23 protein-coding genes and 1 pseudogene are annotated in these 24381 nt (G+C 71.1%); 17 read left to right on the top strand and 7 right to left on the bottom strand.

Annotation, left to right across the window (positions count from 1 at the left end; genetic code table 11):
- Positions 1-312 precede the first annotated feature (312 nt).
- From VIU94_RS38585 to VIU94_RS38530, 12 genes are all read left to right on the top strand, one after another.
- The gene (locus tag VIU94_RS38585; protein WP_331919248.1) at positions 313-855 is read left to right on the top strand and encodes a LemA family protein; all 543 of its coding nucleotides are present in this window, start codon (positions 313-315) and stop codon (positions 853-855) included.
- A gap of 115 nt (positions 856-970) precedes the next feature.
- The gene (gene pdxS, locus VIU94_RS38580; protein WP_331919246.1) at positions 971-1876 is read left to right on the top strand and encodes a pyridoxal 5'-phosphate synthase lyase subunit PdxS; all 906 of its coding nucleotides are present in this window, start codon (positions 971-973) and stop codon (positions 1874-1876) included.
- A complete protein-coding gene (gene pdxT, locus VIU94_RS38575) occupies positions 1876-2466 on the top strand; it encodes a pyridoxal 5'-phosphate synthase glutaminase subunit PdxT (RefSeq protein ID WP_331919244.1) in 591 nt (196 codons plus the stop codon). The genes pdxS and pdxT overlap by 1 nt, the downstream gene beginning before the upstream one ends.
- Positions 2467-2528: 62 nt before the next feature.
- Positions 2529-3281: a YebC/PmpR family DNA-binding transcriptional regulator gene (locus VIU94_RS38570; protein WP_331919242.1), complete on the top strand. Its 753-nt coding sequence runs from the start codon at positions 2529-2531 to the stop codon at positions 3279-3281.
- Between the two features lie 110 nt (positions 3282-3391).
- The gene (ruvC, locus tag VIU94_RS38565; RefSeq protein WP_331919240.1) at positions 3392-3922 is read left to right on the top strand and encodes a crossover junction endodeoxyribonuclease RuvC; all 531 of its coding nucleotides are present in this window, start codon (positions 3392-3394) and stop codon (positions 3920-3922) included.
- A complete protein-coding gene (gene ruvA, locus VIU94_RS38560) occupies positions 3919-4548 on the top strand; it encodes a Holliday junction branch migration protein RuvA (RefSeq protein WP_331919238.1) in 630 nt (209 codons plus the stop codon). The genes ruvC and ruvA overlap by 4 nt, the downstream gene beginning before the upstream one ends.
- A gap of 64 nt (positions 4549-4612) precedes the next feature.
- Positions 4613-5704: a Holliday junction branch migration DNA helicase RuvB gene (gene ruvB / locus VIU94_RS38555; protein WP_331919236.1), complete on the top strand. Its 1092-nt coding sequence runs from the start codon at positions 4613-4615 to the stop codon at positions 5702-5704.
- A gap of 178 nt (positions 5705-5882) precedes the next feature.
- On the top strand, positions 5883-6341 hold the full coding sequence (gene yajC / locus VIU94_RS38550) for a preprotein translocase subunit YajC (RefSeq protein ID WP_331919250.1): 459 nt from the start codon (positions 5883-5885) through the stop codon (positions 6339-6341).
- A 146-nt stretch (positions 6342-6487) separates the two neighbouring features.
- Positions 6488-8272 (top strand): protein translocase subunit SecD, encoded by a 1785-nt coding sequence (gene secD / locus VIU94_RS38545; RefSeq protein ID WP_331919234.1) that lies wholly within the window; start codon positions 6488-6490, stop codon positions 8270-8272.
- A 1-nt stretch (position 8273) separates the two neighbouring features.
- Positions 8274-9359 carry a protein translocase subunit SecF gene (gene secF / locus VIU94_RS38540; RefSeq protein ID WP_331919232.1) on the top strand — a complete coding sequence of 362 codons (1086 nt, stop codon included), beginning with the start codon at positions 8274-8276 and terminating at the stop codon, positions 9357-9359.
- Entirely contained in the window at positions 9356-9907 is a 552-nt protein-coding gene (locus VIU94_RS38535) for an adenine phosphoribosyltransferase (protein WP_331919230.1), read from the top strand. The genes secF and VIU94_RS38535 overlap by 4 nt, the downstream gene beginning before the upstream one ends.
- Before the next feature lie 235 nt (positions 9908-10142).
- Positions 10143-12620 carry a RelA/SpoT family protein gene (locus VIU94_RS38530; RefSeq protein WP_331919228.1) on the top strand — a complete coding sequence of 826 codons (2478 nt, stop codon included), beginning with the start codon at positions 10143-10145 and terminating at the stop codon, positions 12618-12620.
- A 90-nt stretch (positions 12621-12710) separates the two neighbouring features.
- On the opposite strand, the gene VIU94_RS38525 is transcribed toward VIU94_RS38530, so the two are convergent.
- On the bottom strand, positions 12711-13940 hold the full coding sequence (locus VIU94_RS38525) for a DUF349 domain-containing protein (protein ID WP_331919226.1): 1230 nt from the start codon (positions 13938-13940) through the stop codon (positions 12711-12713).
- Between the two features lie 177 nt (positions 13941-14117).
- Positions 14118-14903, bottom strand: coding sequence for a peptidylprolyl isomerase (locus tag VIU94_RS38520; protein WP_331919224.1), 786 nt, complete (start codon positions 14901-14903; stop codon positions 14118-14120).
- 151 nt (positions 14904-15054) lie between these two features.
- On the opposite strand from VIU94_RS38520, the gene VIU94_RS38515 reads away from it, so the two are divergent.
- Together VIU94_RS38515 and hisS are read left to right on the top strand one after the other, a co-directional pair.
- On the top strand, positions 15055-15762 hold the full coding sequence (locus VIU94_RS38515; RefSeq protein WP_331919222.1) for an MBL fold metallo-hydrolase: 708 nt from the start codon (positions 15055-15057) through the stop codon (positions 15760-15762).
- Positions 15763-15772: 10 nt separating this feature from the next.
- Positions 15773-17035, top strand: coding sequence for a histidine--tRNA ligase (gene hisS / locus VIU94_RS38510; RefSeq protein WP_331919220.1), 1263 nt, complete (start codon positions 15773-15775; stop codon positions 17033-17035).
- Positions 17036-17128: 93 nt separating this feature from the next.
- Here hisS and VIU94_RS38505 read toward each other — a convergent pair whose 3' ends face one another.
- From VIU94_RS38505 to VIU94_RS38490, 4 genes are read right to left on the bottom strand one after another with little or no spacing between them, the layout of a single operon-like run.
- Positions 17129-17755 carry a response regulator gene (locus VIU94_RS38505; protein ID WP_331919218.1) on the bottom strand — a complete coding sequence of 209 codons (627 nt, stop codon included), beginning with the start codon at positions 17753-17755 and terminating at the stop codon, positions 17129-17131.
- The gene (locus tag VIU94_RS38500; protein WP_331919216.1) at positions 17752-18993 is read right to left on the bottom strand and encodes a sensor histidine kinase; all 1242 of its coding nucleotides are present in this window, start codon (positions 18991-18993) and stop codon (positions 17752-17754) included. Before VIU94_RS38500 ends, VIU94_RS38505 begins: the two co-directional genes overlap by 4 nt.
- The gene (locus VIU94_RS38495) at positions 18951-19790 is read right to left on the bottom strand and encodes an ABC transporter permease (RefSeq protein ID WP_331919214.1); all 840 of its coding nucleotides are present in this window, start codon (positions 19788-19790) and stop codon (positions 18951-18953) included. Before VIU94_RS38495 ends, VIU94_RS38500 begins: the two co-directional genes overlap by 43 nt.
- Positions 19787-20647, bottom strand: a complete 861-nt coding sequence (locus VIU94_RS38490) for an ABC transporter ATP-binding protein (protein WP_331919212.1) — start codon at positions 20645-20647, stop codon at positions 19787-19789. Before VIU94_RS38490 ends, VIU94_RS38495 begins: the two co-directional genes overlap by 4 nt.
- Before the next feature lie 136 nt (positions 20648-20783).
- Here VIU94_RS38490 and VIU94_RS38485 point away from each other — a divergent pair, with 136 nt between their 5' ends.
- The 3 genes from VIU94_RS38485 (at position 20784) to rpsD (ending at position 23794) form a co-directional block, all read left to right on the top strand.
- Complete coding sequence (locus VIU94_RS38485) at positions 20784-21407, top strand: vitamin K epoxide reductase family protein (protein ID WP_331919210.1); 624 nt, start codon at positions 20784-20786, stop codon at positions 21405-21407.
- 45 nt (positions 21408-21452) lie between these two features.
- Positions 21453-22808: a replication-associated recombination protein A gene (locus tag VIU94_RS38480; RefSeq protein WP_331919208.1), complete on the top strand. Its 1356-nt coding sequence runs from the start codon at positions 21453-21455 to the stop codon at positions 22806-22808.
- 371 nt (positions 22809-23179) lie between these two features.
- Positions 23180-23794 carry a 30S ribosomal protein S4 gene (gene rpsD / locus VIU94_RS38475; protein ID WP_331919206.1) on the top strand — a complete coding sequence of 205 codons (615 nt, stop codon included), beginning with the start codon at positions 23180-23182 and terminating at the stop codon, positions 23792-23794.
- 30 nt (positions 23795-23824) lie between these two features.
- Here rpsD and VIU94_RS38470 read toward each other — a convergent pair.
- Positions 23825-24381: pseudogene (locus VIU94_RS38470) on the bottom strand (regulator); the annotation flags it as partial.

Genomic DNA, 24381 nt, shown 5'->3' with positions numbered 1-24381 from the left:
TCCACCGAGACCGACCCCTCCCCGTGTCGGGTCTCGTCCCGCCGCGGACGGCCTCGTGCCGTGCGGGTCTCCTGTCGTCGGCCACGACGTCGTGGCCGACGACAGGAGACCCCGGGCCGGGCTCGCCGGCGACGGGTTCCGCGCCGGGCCCGGCGCGCCCGCCTCAGCCCGTGCAGCGCCGGACCGCACCTCTCTGCCGACCGATTTCGCACCGGTGAGGCATACCCTCCGGCGGGCCCTCATACCGGCCGCGTGTGTCGGTCCCGTGCCTGACCCGCCCCGCCCGAACCCGCCCCGATAGCCTTGCTGCCCGTGACTCCCACCCTCATCTGGATTCTCGTCGCGCTCGTCGCGGTCGGCCTGTATCTGAGCTGGACCGCAGGCCGTCTCGACCGGCTGCACGCCAGGATCGACGCCACGCGCGCGGGCCTGGACGCGCAGTTGCTCCGCCGCGCCTCCGTGGCCCAGGAACTGGCCACCGCGGGCGTGCTCGATCCGGCCGCGTCGATCGTCCTGTACGAGGCCGCGCACGCCGCCCGGCAGGCCGAGGAGGAGCAGCGGGAGGTCGCCGAGAGCGACCTGAGCCAGGCCTTGCGGGCCGTGTTCGCGGACCCGGCCCAGGTGGAGGCGGTCCGCGAGGCGCCCGGGGGAGAGGCGGCGGCCCACGAACTCACCGAGGCCGTACGACGGGTCCCGATGGCTCGCCGCTTCCACAACGACGCGGTCGGCGCCGCCCGCCGCCTGCGCCAGCACCGCAAGGTCCGCTGGTTCCGCCTGGCCGGTCACGCCCCCTTCCCGATGGCCTTCGAGATGGACGACGAGCCGCCCGCGGCCCTGGTCGACCGGGCAGCCTAGGACCAGGGCTGCACCAAAACGATCCACCGCCTCTCCATTGGCCCTTGCTGTGGCCTGGTCCGGTGACGTTTCCTCGGTGCTGCAGTAATCCCTTTCACTTCTGCGAGGTCAACCCGTGTCCAGCACCGAGAACCAGGCCCCCGAGACCGGCACCGCGCGCGTGAAGCGCGGCATGGCGGAGCAGCTCAAGGGCGGCGTGATCATGGACGTCGTCAACGCCGAGCAGGCGAAGATCGCCGAGGACGCGGGCGCCGTGGCCGTCATGGCCCTGGAGCGGGTTCCGGCCGACATCCGCAAGGACGGCGGCGTGGCCCGCATGTCGGACCCGAACATGATCGAGGAGATCATCGAGGCCGTCTCGATCCCGGTCATGGCCAAGTCCCGCATCGGCCACTTCGTCGAGGCCCAGGTCCTGCAGTCCCTCGGTGTCGACTACATCGACGAGTCCGAGGTCCTCACCCCGGCCGACGAGGTCAACCACTCCGACAAGTGGTCCTTCACGACGCCCTTCGTCTGCGGCGCCACCAACCTGGGCGAGGCCCTGCGCCGCATCGCCGAGGGCGCGGCCATGATCCGCTCCAAGGGCGAGGCCGGCACCGGCAACGTCGTCGAGGCCGTCCGCCACCTGCGCCAGATCAAGAACGAGATCGCCCGCCTGCGCGGCTACGACAACCACGAGCTGTACGCCGCCGCCAAGGAGCTGCGCGCCCCGTACGAGCTCGTCAAGGAAGTCGCCGAACTCGGCAAGCTCCCGGTCGTGCTGTTCTCCGCCGGTGGCGTGGCCACCCCGGCCGACGCCGCACTGATGCGCCAGCTCGGCGCCGAGGGCGTCTTCGTCGGTTCCGGCATCTTCAAGTCCGGCGACCCCGCCAAGCGCGCCGCCGCCATCGTGAAGGCCACCACCTTCTACGACGACCCGAAGATCATCGCGGACGCCTCCCGCAACCTGGGCGAGGCCATGGTCGGCATCAACTGCGACACCCTGCCCGAGGCCGAGCGCTACGCGAACCGGGGCTGGTAATGACCTCTCCCGTCATCGGTGTCCTGGCCCTCCAGGGCGACGTACGGGAGCACCTGATCGCCCTGGCCGCGGCTGACGCCGTGGCCAGGCCGGTCCGGCGCCCCGAGGAGCTCGCCGAGATCGACGGCCTGGTCATCCCTGGTGGCGAGTCCACCACCATCTCCAAGCTGGCCGTGCTCTTCGGCCTGATGGAGCCGCTGCGCGAGCGCATCGCCGCCGGGCTCCCGGTCTACGGCACCTGCGCCGGCCTGATCATGCTCGCCGACAAGATCCTCGACCCGCGCTCGGATCAGGAGACCTTCGGCGGCATCGACATGATCGTGCGACGCAACGCGTTCGGCCGGCAGAACGAGTCCTTCGAGGCCGGCGTCGCGGTGGCCGGGATCGAGGACGGCCCCGTCGAGGGCGTCTTCATCCGCGCCCCGTGGGTGGAGTCGGTCGGCGCCGCGGTCGAGGTGCTCGCCGAGCACGAGGGGCACATCGTCGCCGTGCGCCAGGGCAAGGTGCTCGCCACCTCGTTCCACCCGGAGCTCACGGGCGATCACCGCATCCACTCCCTGTTCGTGGACATGGTGCGCGCCGAGCGCTGACGTACTCCCGGTAGGATCTCTGGGGTTCGTGCAGAAAAGGGTTACGCGAAGGAGACAGGCAGATGTCCGGCCACTCTAAATGGGCTACGACGAAGCACAAGAAGGCCGTGATCGACGCCAAGCGCGGCAAGCTCTTCGCGAAGCTGATCAAGAACATCGAGGTCGCCGCCCGGACCGGCGGCGCCGACCCGGACGGTAACCCGACCCTCTTCGACGCCATCCAGAAGGCCAAGAAGAGCTCGGTGCCGAACAAGAACATCGACTCCGCGGTCAAGCGCGGCGGCGGTCTCGAGGCCGGCGGCGTCGACTACGCGACGATCATGTACGAGGGCTACGGCCCGAACGGTGTCGCGGTGCTCATCGAGTGCCTCACCGACAACCGCAACCGCGCCGCCTCCGACGTGCGCGTCGCCATGACCCGCAACGGCGGCTCCATGGCGGACCCGGGCTCCGTCTCGTACCTGTTCAACCGCAAGGGCGTCGTCGTGCTCCCCAAGGGCGAACTGAGCGAGGACGACGTCCTGGACGCGGTGCTCGACGCGGGCGCCGAGGAGGTCAACGACCTCGGCGAGAGCTTCGAGGTCATCAGCGAGGCCACCGACCTGGTCGCGGTCCGCACCGCGCTCCAGGGCGCCGGCATCGACTACGACTCGGCCGATTCCAGCTTCGTCCCGACCATGCAGGTCGAGCTCGACGAGGAGGGCGCGCGCAAGATGTTCAAGCTGATCGACGCGCTCGAGGACAGCGACGACGTGCAGAACGTCTTCGCCAACTTCGACGTCAGCGACGAGATCATGGAGAAGGTCGACGCCTGATCGCGATCTTCCGGCAGCGGGCCGACGGGGACACACCCCCGTCGGCCCGCTGCGTTGTCAGTGCCAGGCGCTAGCCTGCACAAACAGTTGAGCGATCAGGGAGGGGCGGCGTGCGCGTACTGGGGGTGGACCCGGGGCTGACCCGATGCGGGGTCGGCGTGGTCGAGGGAGTCGCCGGGCGGCCGCTGACCATGCTCGGCGTCGGCGTGGTCCGGACCCCGGCGGACGCGGACATCGGCATCCGCCTGGTCGGCATCGAGCGCGGCATCGAGGAGTGGCTGGACCGCTTCTCGCCCGAACTGGTCGCCGTGGAGCGGGTGTTCAGCCAGCACAACGTCCGTACGGTGATGGGCACCGCGCAGGCCAGCGCCGTCGCCATGCTGTGCGCCTCCCGCCGCGGCATCCCCGTCGCCCTGCACACCCCAAGCGAGGTCAAGGCCGCCGTCACCGGCAGCGGCCGGGCCGACAAAGCCCAGGTCGGCGCGATGGTGACCCGGCTGCTGCGGCTCTCCGCCCCGCCGAAGCCGGCCGACGCCGCCGACGCCCTGGCGCTCGCCATCTGCCACATCTGGCGGGCCCCCGCCCAGAACCGCCTCCAGCAGGCCGTCGCCCTGCACGCAGCGAAAGGCCGCACGCCATGATCGCCTTTGTCCGCGGACCCGTCGCCGCCCTCGCCCCCACGACCGCGGTCGTCGAGGTCGGCGGCGTCGGCATGGCCGTCCACTGCACCCCGCACACCATCGCCGGGCTGAGGATCGGTCAGGAGGCCCGCCTCGCGACCTCCCTGGTGGTCCGTGAGGACTCACTGACGCTGTACGGCTTCGCCGACGACGACGAGCGCCAAGTCTTCGAACTGCTCCAGACCGCCAGCGGCGTCGGCCCCCGGCTCGCCCAGGCGATGCTCGGCGTGCACAGCCCCGACGCGCTGCGCCTCGCCGTCGCCACCGGGGACGAGAAGGCCCTGACCGCCGTGCCCGGCATCGGCAAGAAGGGCGCGCAGAAGCTCCTCCTCGAACTGAAGGACAAGCTCGGCGCGCCCGTCGGCGCCGGCGTGCTCCCGGACGCGCGCCGCCCCGCGGCCGGCCCCGCGCCCTGGACCGAGCAGCTCCAGTCCGCGCTCATCGGCCTGGGCTACGCGAGCCGCGAGGCGGAGGAGGCCGTCTCCGCGGTCACCCCGCAGGCCGAGGCCGCCCTCGCCGAGACCGGCGCCGCCCCGGTCCCGCAGCTCCTGCGCGCCGCCCTGCAGACCCTGAACCGCGCCCGCTGACCGCTGGCCCCGACGGGCCGGGCAGCACCCCCGGCCGCCCCGTACGAAGGAAAAGGCAACCACCGTGAACTGGGACGACGAGAGCGCCGCGGCAGCCGAGGAGCGCCTCGTCGGCGCGTCCGCCGACGGCGAGGACCAAGCCGTCGAGGCGGCCCTGCGCCCCAAGGACCTCAGCGAGTTCGTCGGGCAGGAGAAGGTCCGCCAGCAGCTCGACCTCGTGCTCAAGGCCGCCCGCCAGCGCGGCGCGACCGCCGACCACGTCCTGCTCTCCGGCGCGCCCGGCCTCGGCAAGACCACCCTGTCGATGATCATCGCGGCCGAGATGAACGCCCCGATCCGGATCACCTCGGGCCCCGCCATCCAGCACGCCGGCGACCTGGCCGCGATCCTCTCCTCCCTCCAGGAGGGCGAGATCCTCTTCCTCGACGAGATCCACCGGATGTCCCGGCCCGCCGAGGAGATGCTCTACATGGCGATGGAGGACTTCCGGGTCGACGTCATCGTCGGCAAGGGCCCCGGCGCCACCGCCATCCCCCTGGAGCTGCCGCCCTTCACCCTGGTCGGCGCGACCACCCGGGCCGGCCTGCTGCCGCCGCCGCTGCGCGACCGCTTCGGCTTCACCGGCCACATGGAGTTCTACGACCCGGCCGAGCTCGAGCGGGTGATCCACCGCTCCGCCGGACTCCTCGACGTCGAGATCGACACCGAGGGCGCCGCGGAGATCGCCGGCCGCTCCCGCGGCACGCCCCGCATCGCCAACCGGCTGCTGCGCCGCGTCCGTGACTACGCCCAGGTCAGGGCGGACGGCCGGGTCGACCGGGAGATCGCCGCCGCCGCCCTCGCCGTGTACGAGGTCGACGGCCGTGGCCTGGACCGGCTGGACCGGGCGGTCCTGGAGGCCCTGCTGAAGCTGTTCGGCGGCGGACCGGTCGGTCTGTCCACCCTCGCGGTGGCCGTGGGGGAGGAGCGCGAGACGGTCGAGGAGGTCGCCGAGCCCTTCCTCGTACGGGAGGGCCTGCTGGCCCGCACGCCCCGTGGCCGGGTCGCCACACCGGCCGCCTGGACCCACCTCGGACTGGTGCCGCCGCAGGCCGCGGGCCAGGGAAATCTCGGGGGCGCTCCGGGAAGCGGACAACCGGGGCTCTTCGGGGCGTGACGGCGCGGAGGCTCGCCGGACGAGGAACCAATCGGGGATGCTGGGCGTTGTTCCAACGATGCGGACTCGCCTAGACTCCGCCGATACGGCCTTATGGTCGGCGCACCCACCCCCGAAGATCAGGCCGCGGAATCGCCGCGACCATGCGAAGGATTTCCGTCCCGTGAATAACATCGGCATGCTCCTCCCCTTCATCGTCCTCATCGGGGCCATGTTCCTGATGACCCGCTCTGCCAAGAAGAAGCAGGCCCAGGCGGTGGAGATGCGCAACCAGATGCAGCCCGGCTCCGGCGTACGCACGATCGGCGGCATGTACGCCACCGTCAAGGAGATGGGCGACGACACCGTCGTCCTGGAAGTCGCGCCCGGCGTGCATGCCGTCTACGCGAAGAACTCGATCGGCGCGGTTCTCGCGGACGACGAGTACAACCGGATCGTGCACGGCGACACGGACGGCGACGACAGTGACATCAAGATCACCGGCGACGCTGTACCGGATGACGTCTCCTCGCTGACCGAGACGGACGACGCTTCCGACGCCAAGGCCGACCTGACCAAGAAGGCGGACCCGGCCGAGGCCGGCGCGGAGGCCGAGGTCAAGGACGGCAAGGCGGACGGCGACACCGACGCGAAGTAGTCGCAGCCGGGGACCGCGGGCACGCCCACCGGCGCGCCCGCGGTCCCCGGACCGTGTCTACGACTGCGGGGGCAGGTCCCCACACAACTTCGTGGCCGCCCCGCGCACACCCGGCGCGGGGCGGTTGGACAGGGAGAATCGACAAGGTGGCAGCACCGAAGAAGGGCCGAAGGCCGGCGGGGGGACAGGGCAGGCCGGGGCGTGTCCTCGTTCTGTTCCTGATCGCCATGGTCGCGCTCACCGGCGGGATGTTCTGGTCGGGTCACACCACGCCGCGACTGGGCATCGACCTCGCGGGCGGTACGACGATCACGCTCAAGGCGCAGGCCGAACCCGGCAAGGAAAGCGCCGTCAACGAGACCAACATGAACACCGCGGTCGGCATCATCGAGCGTCGTGTCAATGGTCTGGGCGTCTCCGAGGCCGAGGTACAGACCCAGGGCCGCGAGAACATCATCGTCAACATCCCCAAGGGGACGAACGAGAAGCAGGCCCGTGAGCAGGTCGGCACCACCGCCCAGCTCTACTTCCGCCCGGTCCTGACCGCGCAGGCCCAGCCGGAGAAGGGGACGCCGACCCCGTCCGCGTCGCCCTCCGGATCCCCGAAGCCGAAGCCCTCGGGCTCCGGCGCGACCGTGGACAAGGGCAAGGGCGACGGCGACAAGGACGGCAAGTCCTCCGCCACCCCGACGGCGAGCGCCACCACCCAGGGCCGCCCGGTCTCCGAGGCCCTGAAGGCGCCGAGCCCCACGCCGACCCCGAGCGGCTCCGCCTCGGGCAAGCCGAAGGCCTCCGAGACGCCGAAGGCGCCCGCGCCCGACGCGTCCACCGCGGCGCTCCAGCAGAAGTTCGCCGCACTGGACTGCGCCGACCCGGAGCAGCGCATCGCGGCCGGCAAGGGCGTCAAGGCCACCGAGCCGACCGTTGCCTGCGGCGAGCCCGAGAAGGGCTTCGTGGAGAAGTACATCCTCGGCCCGGCCGAGGTGGACGGCAAGGACGTCGACGACGCCCAGGCGACGATCAGCCAGCAGTCCGGTCAGTGGATCGTCACCATGCAGTTCACCGACAAGGGCGCCAAGAAGTTCCAGACGATCACCAGCCGGCTGTCGCAGCAGCAGGACCCGATGAACCGGTTCGCGATCGTGCTCGACGGCAAGGTCGTCTCGGCCCCGTCCGTGCGGCAGACCCTGAGCGCCAACGCCGAGATCTCCGGCAACTTCGACCAGGCCTCCGCGCAGGACCTGGGCAACATCCTGAAGTTCGGCGCGCTCCCGCTGACCTTCCAGGAGCAGTCCGCGACGACCGTCACCGCCGCGCTCGGCGGTGAGCAGCTGAAGGCCGGTCTGATCGCCGGCGCCATCGGCCTGCTCCTGGTCGTGATCTACCTGGTGGTCTACTACCGGGGCCTGTCGCTGGTCGCGCTGCTCTCGCTGCTCGCCTCGGCGATCCTGACCTACGTGCTCATGGCGCTGCTCGGCCCGGCCATCGGCTTCGCGCTGAACCTGCCGGCCGTCTGCGGTGCCATCGTCGCCATCGGCATCACAGCGGACTCGTTCATCGTGTACTTCGAGCGCATCCGCGACGAGATCCGCGAGGGCCGCACGCTGCGTCCCGCCGTCGAGCGCGCCTGGCCGCGCGCCCGTCGCACCATCCTCGTGTCCGACTTCGTGTCCTTCCTCGCCGCCGCGGTGCTCTTCGTCGTGACGGTCGGCAAGGTGCAGGGCTTCGCGTTCACCCTCGGCCTGACCACCGTGCTCGACGTGGTCGTGGTGTTCCTGTTCACCAAGCCGGTGATGACGCTGCTCGCCCGTACGAAGTTCTTCGGCAACGGTCACGCGTGGTCCGGCCTGGACCCGAAGCGTCTCGGCGCCCAGCCGCCGCTGCGCCGCTCGCGCCGTGCCTCCGCCCCCATCGACCCGAAGGAGGCGTGAGATGTCGAAGCTCGGCACTCTCGGCGCCCGGCTCCACCGCGGCGAGGTCGGTTATGACTTCGTCGGCAAGCGGAAGATCTGGTACGGCGTCTCGATCCTGATCACCATCACGGCCATCCTGGCCCTGGCGGTGCAGGGCCTCAACATGGGCATCGAGTTCAAGGGCGGCGCGGTCTTCACCACCCCGAAGAACACGCCGGTCTCGGTCGCCCAGGCCACCGAGGACGCGGAGTCGGCCTCCGGCCACGACGCGATCGTCCAGCAGCTCGGCGACGGCAGCCTGCGCATCCAGATCGGCGATCTGGACACCAAGCAGGCCGACCGGGTCAAGGCCGAGCTGGCGCAGGACATGAACATCGCGGTCGACAGCATCAACGCGGAGCTGGTCGGCCCCAGCTGGGGCAAGCAGATCGCCACCAAGGCGTGGACCGGCCTCGCGATCTTCATGGTCCTCGTGGTGATCTACCTGGCGATCGCCTTCGAATGGCGGATGGCCGTGGCGGCGCTCGTCGCGCTGATCCACGACATCACCATCACGGTCGGCATCTATGCCCTGGTCGGCTTCGAGGTCACCCCGGGCACGGTCATCGGTCTGCTGACCATCCTCGGTTACTCGCTGTACGACACCGTCGTCGTCTTCGACTCCCTCAAGGAGCAGACGAAGGGCATCACCAAGCAGACCCGCTGGACCTACAGCGAGATCGCCAACCGGTCGATCAACAGCACCCTGGTGCGTTCGATCAACACCACCGTCGTGGCGCTGCTGCCCGTCGCCGGCCTGCTCTTCATCGGCGGCGGCTTCCTCGGTGCGGGCATGCTGAACGACATCTCGCTGTCGCTCTTCGTGGGTCTCGCCGCCGGCGCCTACTCGTCGATCTTCATCGCCACGCCGCTGGTCGCCGACCTCAAGGAGCGCGAGCCGGCCATGAAGGCGCTGAAGAAGCGGGTGCTCGCCAAGCGGGCCTCCGCGGCCGCCAAGGGCGAGTCGGCGGACGTCGACCCGGCCGAGGCCGTCGAGGACGCCGTCCCGGCCGCCGTGGTGGGCCAGCGCGGCCGCCGCGGCCGGTCCACGGACGGACGGCGATGACCGAGCGCCTCACCGACGCGCACGGCCTGCTGCTCAGCAGGATCCGGGACGTCCCCGACTATCCGAAGCCGGGCGTGCTGTTCAAGGACATCACGCCGCTGCTCGCGGACCCGGTGGCGTTCACGGCCCTGACCGAGACGCTCGCCGAGCTGTGCCTGCGCAACGGCGCGACGAAGATCGCGGGCCTGGAGGCCCGCGGCTTCATCCTCGCCGCGCCGGTCGCCGTCCGCGCGGGCCTGGGCTTCATCCCGGTCCGCAAGGCCGGCAAGCTGCCCGGCGCCACGCTGAAGCAGGCGTACGAGCTGGAGTACGGCACCGCCGAGATCGAGGTGCACGCCGAGGACCTGAGCGCGGACGACCGCGTCATGGTCATCGACGACGTCCTCGCCACCGGCGGCACCGCCGAGGCCTCGCTGCAGCTCATCCGCCGGGCCGGCGCCGAGGTCGCGGGCGTCGCGGTCCTCATGGAGCTCGGCTTCCTGCCGGGCCGCGCCCGCCTGGAGCCCGTCCTGGACGGCGCTCCGCTGGAGGCGCTGATCACGGTCTGAGCGCGCGCGACGCGCACACGAGGGGCGCTCCGGGATCTCCCGGGGCGCCCCTTCGCGTCAGACACGGCCCAGGGACGGGCCGCTCGCCGCCGTGGCCGGATCCTTGCGAGGGCGCTCAGCCGCCGGACGCGTGCGCGCTGTCGTGGACGGGTCGATACCATGGGGTTTCCGGGCCTGACCGGGGGACCCGGATCCTCCCCCAGACTCCGTCCGGGGGGACCCCAGAGGAGCGCTCTTGCCAGACGAGGCCCAGCCACTCTCCGCCGCGCAGCCCGACCCGCAGGCCGAGAAGGCCGCGCCGGGATCCGCCACGCCCCAGAACAAGCCCGCGGAGAACCGGCCGGCAGCCGAGCGTGCCCCGGCCGCCCCGGCGCCGCTCGCCACCCCCCGGCCCACGCCGAGCTCCCTCGCCCGGCCGGGCGGCTCCTCCAACCGGGTGCGGGCCCGCCTCGCCCGGCTGGGCGTGCAGCGCTCGTCGCCGTACAACCCGGTCCTCGAACCGCTGCTGCGGATCGTCCGGTCCAACGACCCGAAGATCGAGACCGCGACGCTGCGCCAGATCGAGAAGGCCTACCAGGTCGCCGAGCGCTGGCACCGCGGCCAGAAGCGCAAGAGCGGCGACCCGTACATCACGCACCCGCTCGCCGTCACCACCATCCTCGCCGAGCTCGGCATGGACCCGGCGACGCTCATGGCCGGTCTGCTGCACGACACCGTCGAGGACACCGAGTACGGCCTGGACACGCTGCGCCGGGACTTCGGCGACCAGGTCGCGCTGCTCGTCGACGGCGTCACCAAGCTCGACAAGGTGAAATTCGGCGAGGCCGCCCAGGCCGAGACCGTGCGCAAGATGGTCGTCGCCATGGCCAAGGACCCCCGCGTCCTGGTCATCAAGCTCGCCGACCGCCTGCACAACATGCGCACCATGCGGTACCTCAAGCGCGAGAAGCAGGAGAAGAAGGCGCGCGAGACCCTGGAGATCTACGCGCCGCTCGCCCACCGCCTGGGCATGAACACCATCAAGTGGGAGCTGGAGGACCTCGCCTTCGCGATCCTCTACCCGAAGATGTACGACGAGATCGTCCGGCTCGTCGCCGAGCGCGCCCCCAAGCGGGACGAGTACCTCGCGATAGTGACCGACGAGGTCCAGTCCGACCTGCGCGCCGCCCGCATCAAGGCCACCGTCACCGGCCGGCCCAAGCACTACTACAGCGTCTACCAGAAGATGATCGTCCGCGGCCGTGACTTCGCGGAGATCTACGACCTGGTCGGCATCCGCGTCCTCGTGGACACCGTCCGCGACTGCTACGCGGCCCTCGGCACCGTCCACGCGCGATGGAACCCGGTCCCCGGCCGGTTCAAGGACTACATCGCGATGCCGAAGTTCAACATGTACCAGTCGCTGCACACCACGGTCATCGGCCCCAACGGCAAGCCGGTCGAGCTGCAGATCCGCACCTTCGACATGCACCGCCGCGCCGAGTACGGCATCGCCGCGCACTGGAAGTACAAGCAGGAGGCCGTCGCCGGCGCCTCCAAGGTGCGCGCCGACGTGCCGAAGAAGACCGGCAAGGACGACCACCTCAACGACATGGCGTGGCTGCGCCAACTGCTCGACTGGCAGAAGGAGACCGAGGACCCCAGCGAGTTCCTGGAGTCGCTGCGCTTCGACCTGTCGCGCAACGAGGTCTTCGTTTTCACCCCGAAGGGCGACGTCATAGCGCTGCCCGCCGGCGCCACCCCCGTCGACTTCTCGTACGCCGTGCACACCGAGGTCGGCCACCGGACGATAGGAGCCCGGGTCAACGGGCGCCTTGTGCCGCTGGAGTCGACCCTGGACAACGGCGACCTGGTCGAGGTCTTCACCTCCAAGGCCGCAGGCGCAGGCCCGTCCCGGGACTGGCTGGGCTTCGTCAAGTCCCCCCGCGCCCGCAACAAGATCCGCGCCTGGTTCTCCAAGGAGCGCCGCGACGAGGCCATCGAGCAGGGCAAGGACGCCATCGCGCGGGCCATGCGCAAGCAGAACCTGCCGATCCAGCGGATCCTCACCGGCGACTCGCTCGTCACCCTCGCCCACGAGATGCGCTACAGCGACATCTCCTCCCTGTACGCGGCGATCGGCGAGGGCCATGTCACCGCCCAGTCCATCGTCCAGAAGCTGGTCCAGGCGCTCGGCGGCGAGGAGGCCGCCACCGAGGACATCGCCGAGACCGCGCCGCCGTCCCGCGGGCGCTCCAAGCGCCGGGCCAACGCCGACCCGGGCGTGGTCGTCAAGGGCGTCGAGGACGTCTGGGTCAAGCTGGCCCGCTGCTGCACCCCGGTGCCCGGCGACCCGATCATCGGCTTCGTCACCCGCGGCAGCGGCGTCTCGGTGCACCGCGCGGACTGCGTCAACGTCGACTCGCTCTCCCAGCAGCCCGAGCGGATGCTGGACGTCGAGTGGGCGCCCACCCAGTCCTCGGTGTTCCTCGTGGCCATCCAGGTCGAGGCCCTCGACCGCTCGCGCCTGCTTTCGGACGTCACCCGGGTGCTGTCCGACCAGCACGTGAACATCCTGTCCGCGGCCGTGCAGACCTCCCGCGACCGGGTGGCCACCTCGCGCTTCACCTTCGAGATGGGCGACCCGAAGCACCTTGGCCACGTCCTGAAGGCGGTACGCGGCGTGGAGGGCGTCTACGACGTCTACCGCGTCACCTCGGCCCGCCGGCCGTAGCACGGGCCGTAGCACCGGCACACGGAAAGGGCCCCCGGGACATCGTCCCGGGGGCCCTTCCGCGTACTCGGCGTGTTCGGCTCAAAAACCTCAGCCGCCGAACTCCTCCAGGCCCTTCAGCGCCTGGTCGAGCAGCGCCTGGCGGCCCTCGAGCTCCCTCGCGAGCTTGTCGGCCTTGGCGTCGTTGCCCGCCGCACGGGCCGCGTCGATCTGCTTCTGCAGCTTGTCGACCGCGTCCTGCAGCTGACCGGTCAGACCCGCGGCGCGCGCCCGCGCCTCCGGGTTCGTCCGGCGCCACTCGGTCTCCTCGGCCTCCTGAAGCGCCCGCTCCACCGCGTGCATCCGGCCCTCCACCTTCGGGCGGGCGTCGCGCGGCACGTGGCCGATGGCCTCCCAGCGCTCGTTGACGCCCCTGAAGGCCGCACGGGCCGCCTTCAGGTCCGTCACCGGCACCAGCTTCTCGGCCTCGGTCGCGAGCTCCTCCTTCAGCTTGAGGTTCTCGGTCTGCTCCGCGTCCCGCTCGGCGAAGACCGAGGAGCGCGCCGCGAAGAACACGTCCTGGGCGCCGCGGAAGCGGTTCCACAGGTCGTCCTCGTGCTCGCGCTGCGCCCGGCCGGCCGCCTTCCAGTCCGCCATCAGCTCGCGGTAGCGGGCGGCCGTCGTCCCCCAGTCGGTGGAGTTCGACAAGGACTCCGCCTCGGCGACCAGCGCCTCCTTCGCCTTGCGGGCGTCCTCGCGCTGGGCGTCCAGGGAGGCGAAGTGGGCCTTGCGGCGCTTGGAGAAGGCCGAGCGGGCGTGCGAGAAGCGGTGCCAGAGCTCGTCGTCGGACTTCCGGTCGAGCCGCGGCAGGCCCTTCCAGGTGTCCACCAGGGCGCGCAGCCGCTCACCGGCGGAGCGCCACTGCTCGCTCTGCGCCAGCTCCTCGGCCTCGACGACCAGGGCCTCCTTGGCGTGCTTCGCCTCGTCGGCCTGCTTGGCCTTCTGGACCTTCCGCTCCTCGCGGCGCGACTCGACGGTCTCGACCAGCTTGTCCAGCCGCTTGGCCAGCGCGTCCAGGTCGCCGACGGCGTGGTGCTCGTCGATCTGCTGACGCAGATGATCGATGGCGGTCGCGGCGTCCTTCGCCGAGAGGTCGGTGGTCTTCACCCGCTTCTCGAGGAGGCCGATCTCGACCACCAGGCCCTCGTACTTGCGCTCGAAGTAGGCCAGTGCCTCCTCGGGAGTGCCGGCCTGCCAGGAGCCGACGACCTTCTCACCGTCGGCCGTACGCACGTACACGGTGCCCGTCTCGTCGACGCGGCCCCACGGGTCGCTGCTCACAGCGCCTCCTCCACCTGATGCCGTACGAGGGGGTTGTGCCCCCTGGGCATCGTCCACAGTTTCGCGGCGGGTCTCGCCCGCCCTCCACAGCGCGGAATCCCATCCGTGCTGCACAACGCCAATCTAGGCGACCGGCCGCCCGGCTGTCCGCACTCAGCGCGACCGAAGTTCAGCGGTTCACACCTTCCGGACCGTGGCTTTCTCCACGGTGACGGGCGTCTTGGGCGCTCCGTCCTTGGCGCCGCCCTGGACACCGCCCTTCGCGATCTCCTGGACGGCCTTCAGACCGGCCGCGTCGATCGTGCCGAAGGGGGTGAACTGCGGCGGGAGCTTGGTGTCCTTGTAGACGAGGAAGAACTGGCTGCCGCCGGTGTTCGGCTGCATCGTGTTGGCCATCGCGACCGTGCCGGCCGGGAAGGTCACCGAGCCGTCCGCGCCCGCCTTGCCCAGCGCGGAGAGGTTCTCGTCCGGGATCGTGTAGCCGGGGCCGCCGGTGCCGTCGCCCTTCGGGTCGCCGCACTGCAGGACGAAGATGCCCGACGTGGTGAGCCGGTGGCACTTCGTGCCGTCGAAGTACTTCTTGTCCGCCAGGTGCTTGAACGAGTTCACCGTGTGCGGGGTCTTTGCCGCGTCCATCGCGATGGAGATCGCGCCGCGGCTCGTGTCCAGCGACATCGTGTACTTCGCCTTGGCGTCGATCGCCATCTTCGGCTCGGGGGCCTTGGACTCGCTGGGCGTGGGCGTCGGCGCGTCGCTGGGCGCGGCGTTGTCGGCGCTCTTCTTGTCGCCGCCGGTCAGCGAGATGGACGCGTAGACGGCGCCGCCCGAGGCGAGCACCACGGCCAGACCGGCCGCGAGGACGGTGTTGCGCCTGGCCTTCTTGCGCGTCTCCGCCCGGCGCTGCTGCTGCCGCTCGAACTTCTCCCTGGCGAGCTGCCGCCGCCGCTGATCGCTGCTGACCACCGGGTCGCTCCTTGTCGGTCTGTTGTCCTGTCCTGGCCTGGTGTGCCCGTACCGTATACGGGTTGGCTGTGGAATGAGCAGCGCCGGTAGGCTCTGATCTGCTGCATTACGCTCTGCCGCCATCTCGTGCCGGACGACATTAAGGACGATCGTGCTGATTGCCGGGTTCCCCGCCGGGGCCTGGGGGACCAACTGCTATCTGGTCGCCCCCGCCGCAGGCGAGGAGTGCGTGATCATCGACCCGGGCCACCAGGCGGCCCAGGGAGTCGAGGAGACGCTCAAGAAGCATCGGCTCAAGCCCGTCGCCGTGGTCCTCACCCACGGCCACATCGACCATGTCGCCTCCGTCGTCCCGGTCTGCGGCGCCCATGACGTGCCCGCGTGGATCCACCCTGCCGACCGCTACATGATGAGCGACCCGGAGAAGGCCCTCGGCCGCTCCATCGGGATGCCGCTCATGGGCGAGCTGACCGTGGGGGAGCCGGACGACGTCCGCGAGCTCGGCGACGGCAGCACGCTGGAGCTGGCCGGCATGGAGTTCTCGGTCGCGCACGCGCCCGGCCATACCAAGGGGTCGGTGACCTTCCGGATGCCCCAGACGACGGAGATCCCCTCGGTCTTCTTCTCGGGCGACCTGCTGTTCGCCGGCTCCATCGGACGCACCGACCTGCCCGGCGGTGACATGGACGAGATGCTCGAATCGCTGGCCCGCGTGTGCCTGCCGCTCGACAACTCGACCGTGGTGCTGTCCGGACACGGTCCCCAGACGACCATCGGCCAGGAGCGCGCCACCAACCCGTACCTCCGGGACGTGGCGGCCGGCCTCGGGAGTTCCCAGGCTCCCCGACGAGGAATGTGACGAGACTTTCGTGAGCACCTTCAAGGCCCCCAAGGGCACCTTCGACCTCATCCCGCCGTTCTCCGCGACGTACCTGGCCGTCCGCGACGCCATCTCCGCGCCGCTGCGGACCTCGGGCTACGGCTACGTCGAGACCCCCGGCTTCGAGGACGTCAACCTGTTCGCGCGCGGTGTCGGCGAGTCCACCGACATCGTGACCAAGGAGATGTACACCCTCACCACCAAGGGCGGCTCCAACCTCGCGCTGCGCCCCGAGGGCACCGCCTCCGTGCTGCGCGCGGCCCTGGAAGCCAACATGCACAAGGCCGGCGGCCTGCCGGTGAAGCTCTGGTACTCGGGCTCGTACTACCGCTACGAGCGCCCGCAGAAGGGCCGCTACCGCCACTTCTCGCAGGTCGGCGCCGAGGCCATCGGCGCCGAGGACCCGGCGCTCGACGCCGAGCTGATCATCCTGGCCGACCAGGCGTACCGCTCCCTGGGCCTGCGCCAGTTCCGCATCCTGCTGAACTCGCTGGGCGACAAGGAGTGCCGCCCCGTCTACCGCGAGGCCCTGCAGGGCTTCCTGCGCGGCCTCGACCTCGACGAGGAGACCCGTCGCCGGATCGACATCAACCCGCTGCGGGTGCTCGACGACAAGCGGGCCGAGGTCCAGAAGCAGCTGGTCGGCGCGCCGCTGCTGCGCGACTACCTGTGCGACGCGTGCAAGGCGTACCACTCCGAGGTCCGCGAGCTGCTGAACCAGGCGGGCGTGGTCTTCGAGGACGACGAGAAGCTGGTCCGCGGCCTCGACTACTACACCCGCACGACCTTCGAGTTCGTGCACGACGGTCTGGGCTCGCAGTCCGCGGTGGGCGGCGGCGGCCGCTACGACGGCCTGTCCGAGATGATCGGCGGCCCGGCGCTCCCGTCGGTCGGCTGGGCGCTCGGCGTGGACCGCACCGTCCTCGCCCTGGAGGCCGAGGGCATCACGCTCGACATCCCGTCGGCCACCAGCGTCTTCGCGGTGCCGCTGGGCGAGGAGGCGCGCCGGGTGCTCTTCGGCGTCGTCACCGAGCTGCGCAAGGCGGGGGTGGCGACGGACTTCTCCTACGGCGCCAAGGGCCTGAAGGCCCACATGAAGAACGCCAACCGGTCCGGCGCCCGCTACACGATCGTCGCCGGCGAGCGCGATCTCGCCGAGGGACTCGTCCAGCTGAAGGACATGGAGTCCGGCGAGCAGGAGCCGGTGGCCCTGGACAAGCTGGTGGACACGGTCAAGGCCAAGCTGGCCTGACCCGAGTCCGTACGCACTCCGGCTCGACCTCGGTCCGTACGCATGTGAGGGCCCGGTCCGCTTCCGAGCGGACCGGGCCCTTCCGTGTCCGGCTCAGCCGTCGAGCAGCCCGTGCCGCAGCGCGCTGGTCACCGCCGCCGTACGGTCGTCGACGCCCAGCTTGCCGAACACCCGCAGCAGATGCGTCTTGACCGTGGACTCCCCGATGTAGAGCCGGCGGCCGATCTCCGCGTTGGTGCAGCCCTCCGCGACCAGCCGCAGCACCGCCGTCTCCCGCTCCGACAGCCGCGGTCGCTCCGGCTTCGTGCGCAGCTGGTCGACGAGCCGGGCCGCCACCGACGGGGCGAGCACGGTCTCGCCGCGGGCCGCCGCCCGGATCGCGTCCGCGAGCTCGCCGCCCGCCAGGTCCTTGAGCAGATAGCCGGCCGCGCCCGCTTCGACCGCGCGCAGGATGTCCCCGTCCGTCTCGTACGTGGTGAGCACGATGACCCGGCAGGGCAGGTCGGCGGCACGGATCCGGCGGATCGACTCGACCCCGCCGCCGCCGGGCATGCGCAGGTCCATCAGCACGATGTCGGGCAGGAGTTCGGCGCACAGCGCCTCGGCGCGCGGACCGTTCGGCGCCTCCCCGACCACGTCGAGGTCCGGCTCAGCGGCCAGCATGCCGCGCAGTCCCTCCCGTACCACCGGGTGGTCGTCGGCGAGCAGGATCCGGATCATGAGGTGCTCCTGGCGGGAACGGGAAGACGGACGGTGACAGTGGTGCCCGCGCCGGGGGCGCTGCGGATCTCGGCGGTGCCGCCGACCTCGGTGGCCCGGGCCCGCAGCCCGCTCAGCCCGTAGCCGCGGTGCGGCCCCAGCGGGTCGAAGCCGCGCCCCTCGTCGCGTACGGAGAGGGTCAGCGCGCCCTCGTCGTACCCGAGCGACACGGCTACGGCCGCCCCGTCGCCCGCGTGCCGGCGGACATTGGCCAGGGCCTCCTGGCAGGACCGCAGCGCGACCACCTCCAGGGCGGCCGGCAGCGGCAGTTCCGGCCCGGTGACGCTGAGGCGGGCGGGGGAGTCGTGACGGGCGACAAGGCGGCGCAGCGCGTCGGGCAGCGAGCCGCCGTGCAGATCGGCAGGCGCGCCGTGCGCGACGAGCGCCCGTGCCTCGGCCAGGTTCTGCCGGGCGGTGTCCGCCATCAGCGCCAGATGGCGGCGGGCCGCCGGGGGATCGCGGTCCAGCTCCGACTGCACGGCCTGAACCAGCATCAGCAGACTGGTGAACCCCTGGGCGAGGGTGTCGTGGATCTCCCGGGACATCCGCTCGCGCTCGGCCAGCGCGCCGTGCGCCGCCGAAAGGCGCGCCACCTCCTCGCGGTGCGCGTCCAGTTCGGCGATCAGCGCCCCCCGCTCCTGGCTCTGGTCGACGACCCGGATGATCCAGGTGCCGAGCACCAGCGAGAAGCTGAGCGAAACGACGGCGAACACCGAGTTCAGGGCCAGGTCGCCGGCGTGCGGCCGCCACAGCAGCGCCCAGCCGGCGATCGGCACGATGTTGATCAGCACGACCGCGACCTGCGCCGGCCGCAGCCGGAGCAGCATGAAGCACTGCGGCACCAGCGCGAAGGTGGCGAGCCGGGTCTCCCCGACCAGCACCGCCGGAACCAGGAACAGGACCACGGAGCCCGCGACATGGAGCCGGACCCGCCGCTCGTCGGGCGTGGGGCCGGTCATCTGCGGCCGGCCGACCAGCAGATACCAGGGGGCCTGGAGTGCGAACACGCAGGCCGCCGCAACCCGGAACGGCCACGCCGGGTGCTCCGCGCCGAGCGCGAAGGCCAGCGTGCCCGCCCAGACCACGGCGAAGTACACGTCCCAGTTGCGGAACGTACGGTTGTGCACGTCGGAGGCGCGGGCGCCGTCGGGCCCGTTCAGCCGTCGCCCCGGTTCTTCCAGCGGAAGGTCAGCAGACACAGCACCAATCCTCCGATGCACCAGGCCCCCAGCACCAGCGCGATCCGCCCGAACTCCCAGCTCCCGGCGGGTTCCAGGACCGCCGCGGCCTCTGGCAGGAACACCCCGCGCAGCCCCTGCACCATCCACTTCAGCGGGAACAGCGCCCCGATCGTCAGCATCCAGTTCGGCAGCGCGTCCACCAGGATGTACACCCCGGAGATGAACTGCAGGACCAGGAAGGGCAGGACGACGACCGAGGTCGCGCTCTTCCCCGACCGTGGCACGCTGCTGATCGCGATGCCGAGCAGCGAGCAGCCGGTCAGCCCGAGGACGAAGATCCAGCCGAAGGTCAGCCAGCCGGAGACGTCCGAGGGCAGCTCGACGTCGTACAGGGCAGTGCCGAACAGCAGCAGCGCCGCCGTCTCGAGGACGCAGGTGAACAGCACCAGCCACACCTTGCCCAGGAAGTACGCGGCCGGCGGCATCGGCGTCGCGCGCAGCCGGCGCAGCACGTGCTCGTCCCGCTCGATCGCGATCGAGATGCCCAGCGACTGGAAGCTCGTCGACATGATCCCGGCCGCGATCATAGAGGCCACGTAGTGCTGCGAGGCCGTCGTCCCGGTGCCCTCCATCGCGTCGCCGAAGATCGAGGCGAACAGGAACAGGAAGACGATCGGGAAGGCGAAGGTGAAGACCACCTGTTCGCGCGCCCGGAAGAACTGCCGGATCTCCTGGGCGCCTTGGTGCAGGCCGAGCGACCAGGCTCCGGGCAGCCGGGCCGGTTTGCGCGCGGCGCGTTCCGCGGTGAGCGTCATCGTGCGGTCTCCTGTCCGGTGAGCCGGAGGTAGACGTCCTCCAGGGTGGGGCGGCTGACGGTCAGCCCGGGGATCTCCCCGTCGAAGCGGCGCATCAGCTCCGCGACCGTGCGGGTAGGGGCGGCTGTCCCCTCGCTGCGCGGCGAGCCGTCCGCCTCCCGCCAGGCGACGGTCGCGCCCTCGCCGTACCGGGCACGCAGTCCGGCCGGGGTGTCCTCGGCGACGACCCGGCCGCCGGCGACCACCGCGATCCGGTCGGAGAGGGCCTCGGCCTCCTCCAGGTAGTGCGTGGTCAGCACGATCGTCGTGCCCTCGTCGGCGAGCCGCCGGACGAGGTCCCAGAACTGCCGCCGGGCCGCCGGGTCGAAGCCGGTCGTCGGCTCGTCGAGCAGCACCAGCTCCGGGCCGCCGATCACGCCGAGAGCGACATCGAGCCGACGCCGCTGGCCGCCGGAGAGCCCCCGCACCCGGCCGGCCGCCTTCTTCTCCAGGCCGACCAGCGCGATCACCTCGTCCGGGTCGCGCGGCCTGGGGTAGTACCGGGCGAACTGCGTCACCGTCTCCCGCACCGTCAGCTCGGCCGGCGGCGACTCGTCCTGCCAGACGATGCCGACCCGGGAGCGCCAGATCCGGTCGCCGGAAGCCGGGTCGGAACCCAGCACCGAGACCTCTCCGGCGTCCCGGGAGCGGTACCCCTGGAGGATGCCCACCGTGGTGCTCTTGCCTGCGCCGTTGGGGCCGAGGATCCCGAACACCTCGCCGCGACGGATGTCCAGGTCGAGCCCGTCGACCGCGGCCACATCGCCGTACCGCTTGCGAAGCCCCCGTACGCGTACCGCGTTCTCTGTCGTCGTCATGACCCGAGCTTCTTGCGGAGTTTGGGGTTCCACGACCATCGGCCGGTCGTCCTTATGTCCATCGAACGGTGGACACGGGGTGCGGTGCGGCACAATGACCGTGCCCATCCGCCCGCGACGACCATGGAACGGCGAAATGACGAGTGCAGCGCTGGACGAAGCGTCCGCCAAGGGGGACTCCGGCACCATCGGAGCGAGCCGCCCGTTCGCCTGGATGCTGGTGATCACCGGAGCGGCCGGACTGCTCGCCGCGTGGGTCATCACGATCGACAAGTTCAAGCTGCTCGAGGACCCGAACTTCACCCCGGGCTGCAGCCTCAACCCGGTCGTCTCCTGCGGCAACATCATGAAGAGCGACCAGGCGGCGGTGTTCGGGTTCCCGAACCCCATGCTCGGGCTCGTCACGTACGCGATGGTCATCGCGATCGGCCTCGCGCTCCTCGCCGGGGCCCGCTACCGCCGCTGGTACTGGCTCGGCCTCAACGCCGGCGCCCTGTTCGGCGTCGGGTTCTGCACCTGGCTCATGTACCAGTCGCTGTACGAGATCAACGCGCTCTGCCTGTGGTGCTGCCTGGCCTGGCTCGCCACCATCGTCATGTTCTGGTACGTGACCTCGCACAACGTCCGCACGGGTGTCATCCCGGCCCCGGGTGCGCTGCGGACCTTCTTCGACGAGTTCACCTGGGTCCTGCCGGTGCTGCACATCGGCGTCATCGGCATGCTGATCCTGACCCGCTGGTGGGACTTCTGGACGAGCTGACGGGCCCGCGCGGGACTGTCGGTCCGGTGACCTAGGCTTCATGACGTGGAGCCCGACCTCTTTACCGCAGCCGCCGAAGACCGCCAGGAGAAGGACCCGTCCAGCAGCCCCCTGGCCGTGCGGATGCGCCCGCGCACCCTCGACGAAGTCCTCGGCCAGCGGCACCTGCTCAAGCCCGGCTCGCCCCTGCGGCGACTCGTGGGGGAGGGCGGCGGAGGCCCGGCCGGGGCCTCCTCGGTGATCCTTTGGGGCTCGCCCGGCATCGGGAAGACCACCCTGGCGTACGTCGTCTCCAAGGCGACCGACAAGCGGTTCGTGGAGCTGTCCGCGATCACCGCCGGGGTGAAGGAGGTCCGCGCGGTCATCGACGGCGCGCGCCGGGCGGTCGGCGGCTACGGCAAGGAGACCGTCCTCTTCCTCGACGAGATCCACCGCTTCAGCAAGGCCCAGCAGGACTCGCTGCTGCCCGCGGTGGAGAACCGCTGGGTCACCCTGATCGCGGCGACGACGGAGAACCCGTACTTCTCCGTCATCTCGCCGCTGCTGTCCCGCTCGCTGCTGCTCACCCTCGAACCGCTCACCGACGACGACCTGCGCGACCTGCTCAAGCGGGCGCTGACCGAGGACCGTGGCCTGGGCGGGGCCGTCACGCTGTCGGAGGACGCGGAGGCGCATCTGCTGCGGATCGCCGGCGGCGACGCACGACGGGCGCTGACCGCCCTGGAGGCGGCGGCCGGCGCGGCGATCGCCAAGGGCGAGCCGGAGATCACGCTCGCCACGGTCGAGGAGACCGTCGACCGGGCCGCCGTGAAGTACGACCGGGACGGCGACCAGCACTACGACGTGGCCAGCGCCCTGATCAAGTCCATCCGCGGCTCGGACGTGGACGCGGCGCTGCACTACCTGGCCCGGATGATCGAGGCGGGCGAGGACCCCAGATTCATCGCCCGCCGGCTCATGATCTCGGCAAGCGAGGACATCGGCCTCGCCGACCCGACCGCGCTGCCGACCGCCGTCGCCGCGGCCCAGGCGGTCGCCATGATCGGTTTCCCCGAGGCGGCCCTGACCCTCAGCCATGCCACCATCGCGCTGGCCCTTGCCCCGAAGTCGAACGCGGCGACGATCGCGATCGCCGCCGCCCAGGCGGACGTGCGGGGCGGGCTCGCGGGCCCGGTCCCGCCGCATCTGCGCGACGGCCACTACAAGGGCGCGGCCAAGCTCGGCCACGCCCAGGGCTACGTCTATCCGCACGACGTCCCGGGCGGCATCGCGGCCCAGCAGTACGCGCCCGACGCGGTGCACGGCAAGCGCTACTACGAGCCGACGCGCTACGGCGCGGAGGCCCGCTACGCGGACGTGGTCGAGAAGGTCCGCGAACGGCTGCGCGGCGAGGGCGGCTGACGGCAGGCGCGCAGGCGGGCCGCAGCGGCCCGGTGCACGGAGCCCCGGCCGACCCGGTACACTCGTGCGGAGTGCTGCGTCCCGTGTCCGACCTCGGTCGGCGCCACCAGAACGGGACAGGCAGCCGGAGATCCAACCCCTCGGGCGGGGTCTCCAGGAGCGTCGCGCACCTTCGAAGGTGTCGCGGGCAACCCACCACCACCCGGTTCCCGGGAGCAGGCGGTGGGTCGTTCGCGTGCTGCACGTATGTGCCCAGACCTGGGAGCGGCTGCCCGGCAGGTCCGTCATGGACCCGGCGGGTTTCCCGGCTGCGGATGCGACCTCCCTAACCCTGGTGAAGCCGGATTTCGTTCAGATAGAGAGGTTGGTTCATGCCGAACCAGTCCCGTCCCAAGGTCAAGAAGTCGCGTGCGCTCGGTATCGCGCTGACCCCGAAGGCCGTCAAGTACTTCGAGGCCCGTCCCTACCCGCCGGGTGAGCACGGCCGTGGCCGCAAGCAGAACTCGGACTACAAGGTCCGTCTGCTCGAGAAGCAGCGTCTGCGCGCGCAGTACGACGTGTCCGAGCGTCAGCTCGTCCGCGCCTACGAGCGTGCCGCCAAGACCCAGGGCAAGACCGGTGAGGCCCTGGTCATCGAGCTCGAGCGCCGTCTCGACGCGCTGGTCCTGCGTTCGGGCATCGCCCGCACGATCTACCAGGCCCGCCAGATGGTCGTCCACGGCCACATCGAGGTCAACGGCCAGAAGACCGACAAGCCGTCCTTCCGCGTCCGTCCCGACGACGTCGTCATGGTGCGCGAGCGCAGCCGTGAGAAGACGCTGTTCTCGATCGCCCGTGAGGGCGGCTTCGCCCCCGACGGCGAGACCCCGCGCTACCTCCAGGTGAACCTCCGCGCCCTGGCCTTCCGCCTGGACCGTGAGCCGAACCGCAAGGAGATCCCGGTGATCTGCGACGAGCAGCTCGTCGTCGAGTACTACGCCCGCTGATCACCGGCAGGCCGTAGGACACGCACCACTTCAGCCCGCCGTCTCCCCGCCCTTCCGGGTGGGCGAGGCGGCGGGTTGCTGCATGTCGAGGGCCGCTCGCGCGTGCGGCACGGAACCCCGCGGCGCCGGCAGTCCCCCGAGCGGGCGGGCGCGGCCCAGCGCCCGGGACACTACGGCGTCCCGGCCGAGCGCCCGGCCCTGTCGTACGCACTCCTCGTACCGTTCGTCGCCCAGCCGCTCCCTTCCCGTCGTCTCGCACAGCTCGTGCGGGGCGTTGTAGTAGGCCGAGCCGAACAGGGGCAGGCCCACCGACGGCCACAGCGAGGCCGCCGCGCCCTGCAGTACGGCGGCCTCGGCCGGATCGCCCTCGGTCACGGTGACCAGAGCGAGCAGCTCGATGGACAGGACCGAGCCGAGCAGGTCGTGGAAGGCGTGCGCGCAGGCCAGGCAGTCGGTGAGCAGCTCACGCGCGCGTGCCGCATCCCCCTCGCTCCAGGCCGCGTACGCCAGGACGTACAGCGCGTACGACCGGGCCCACCGCTCGCCGTGGTCCTCGCACACCTGGCGCACGTCCTCGCACAGCCGCA

Source organism: Streptomyces sp. (assembly GCF_036566765.1).
Lineage (GTDB): Bacteria > Actinomycetota > Actinomycetes > Streptomycetales > Streptomycetaceae > Streptomyces.
The sequence above is the reverse complement of the archived record's forward strand: the minus strand, read 5'-3'. Positions and strand labels throughout refer to the sequence as shown.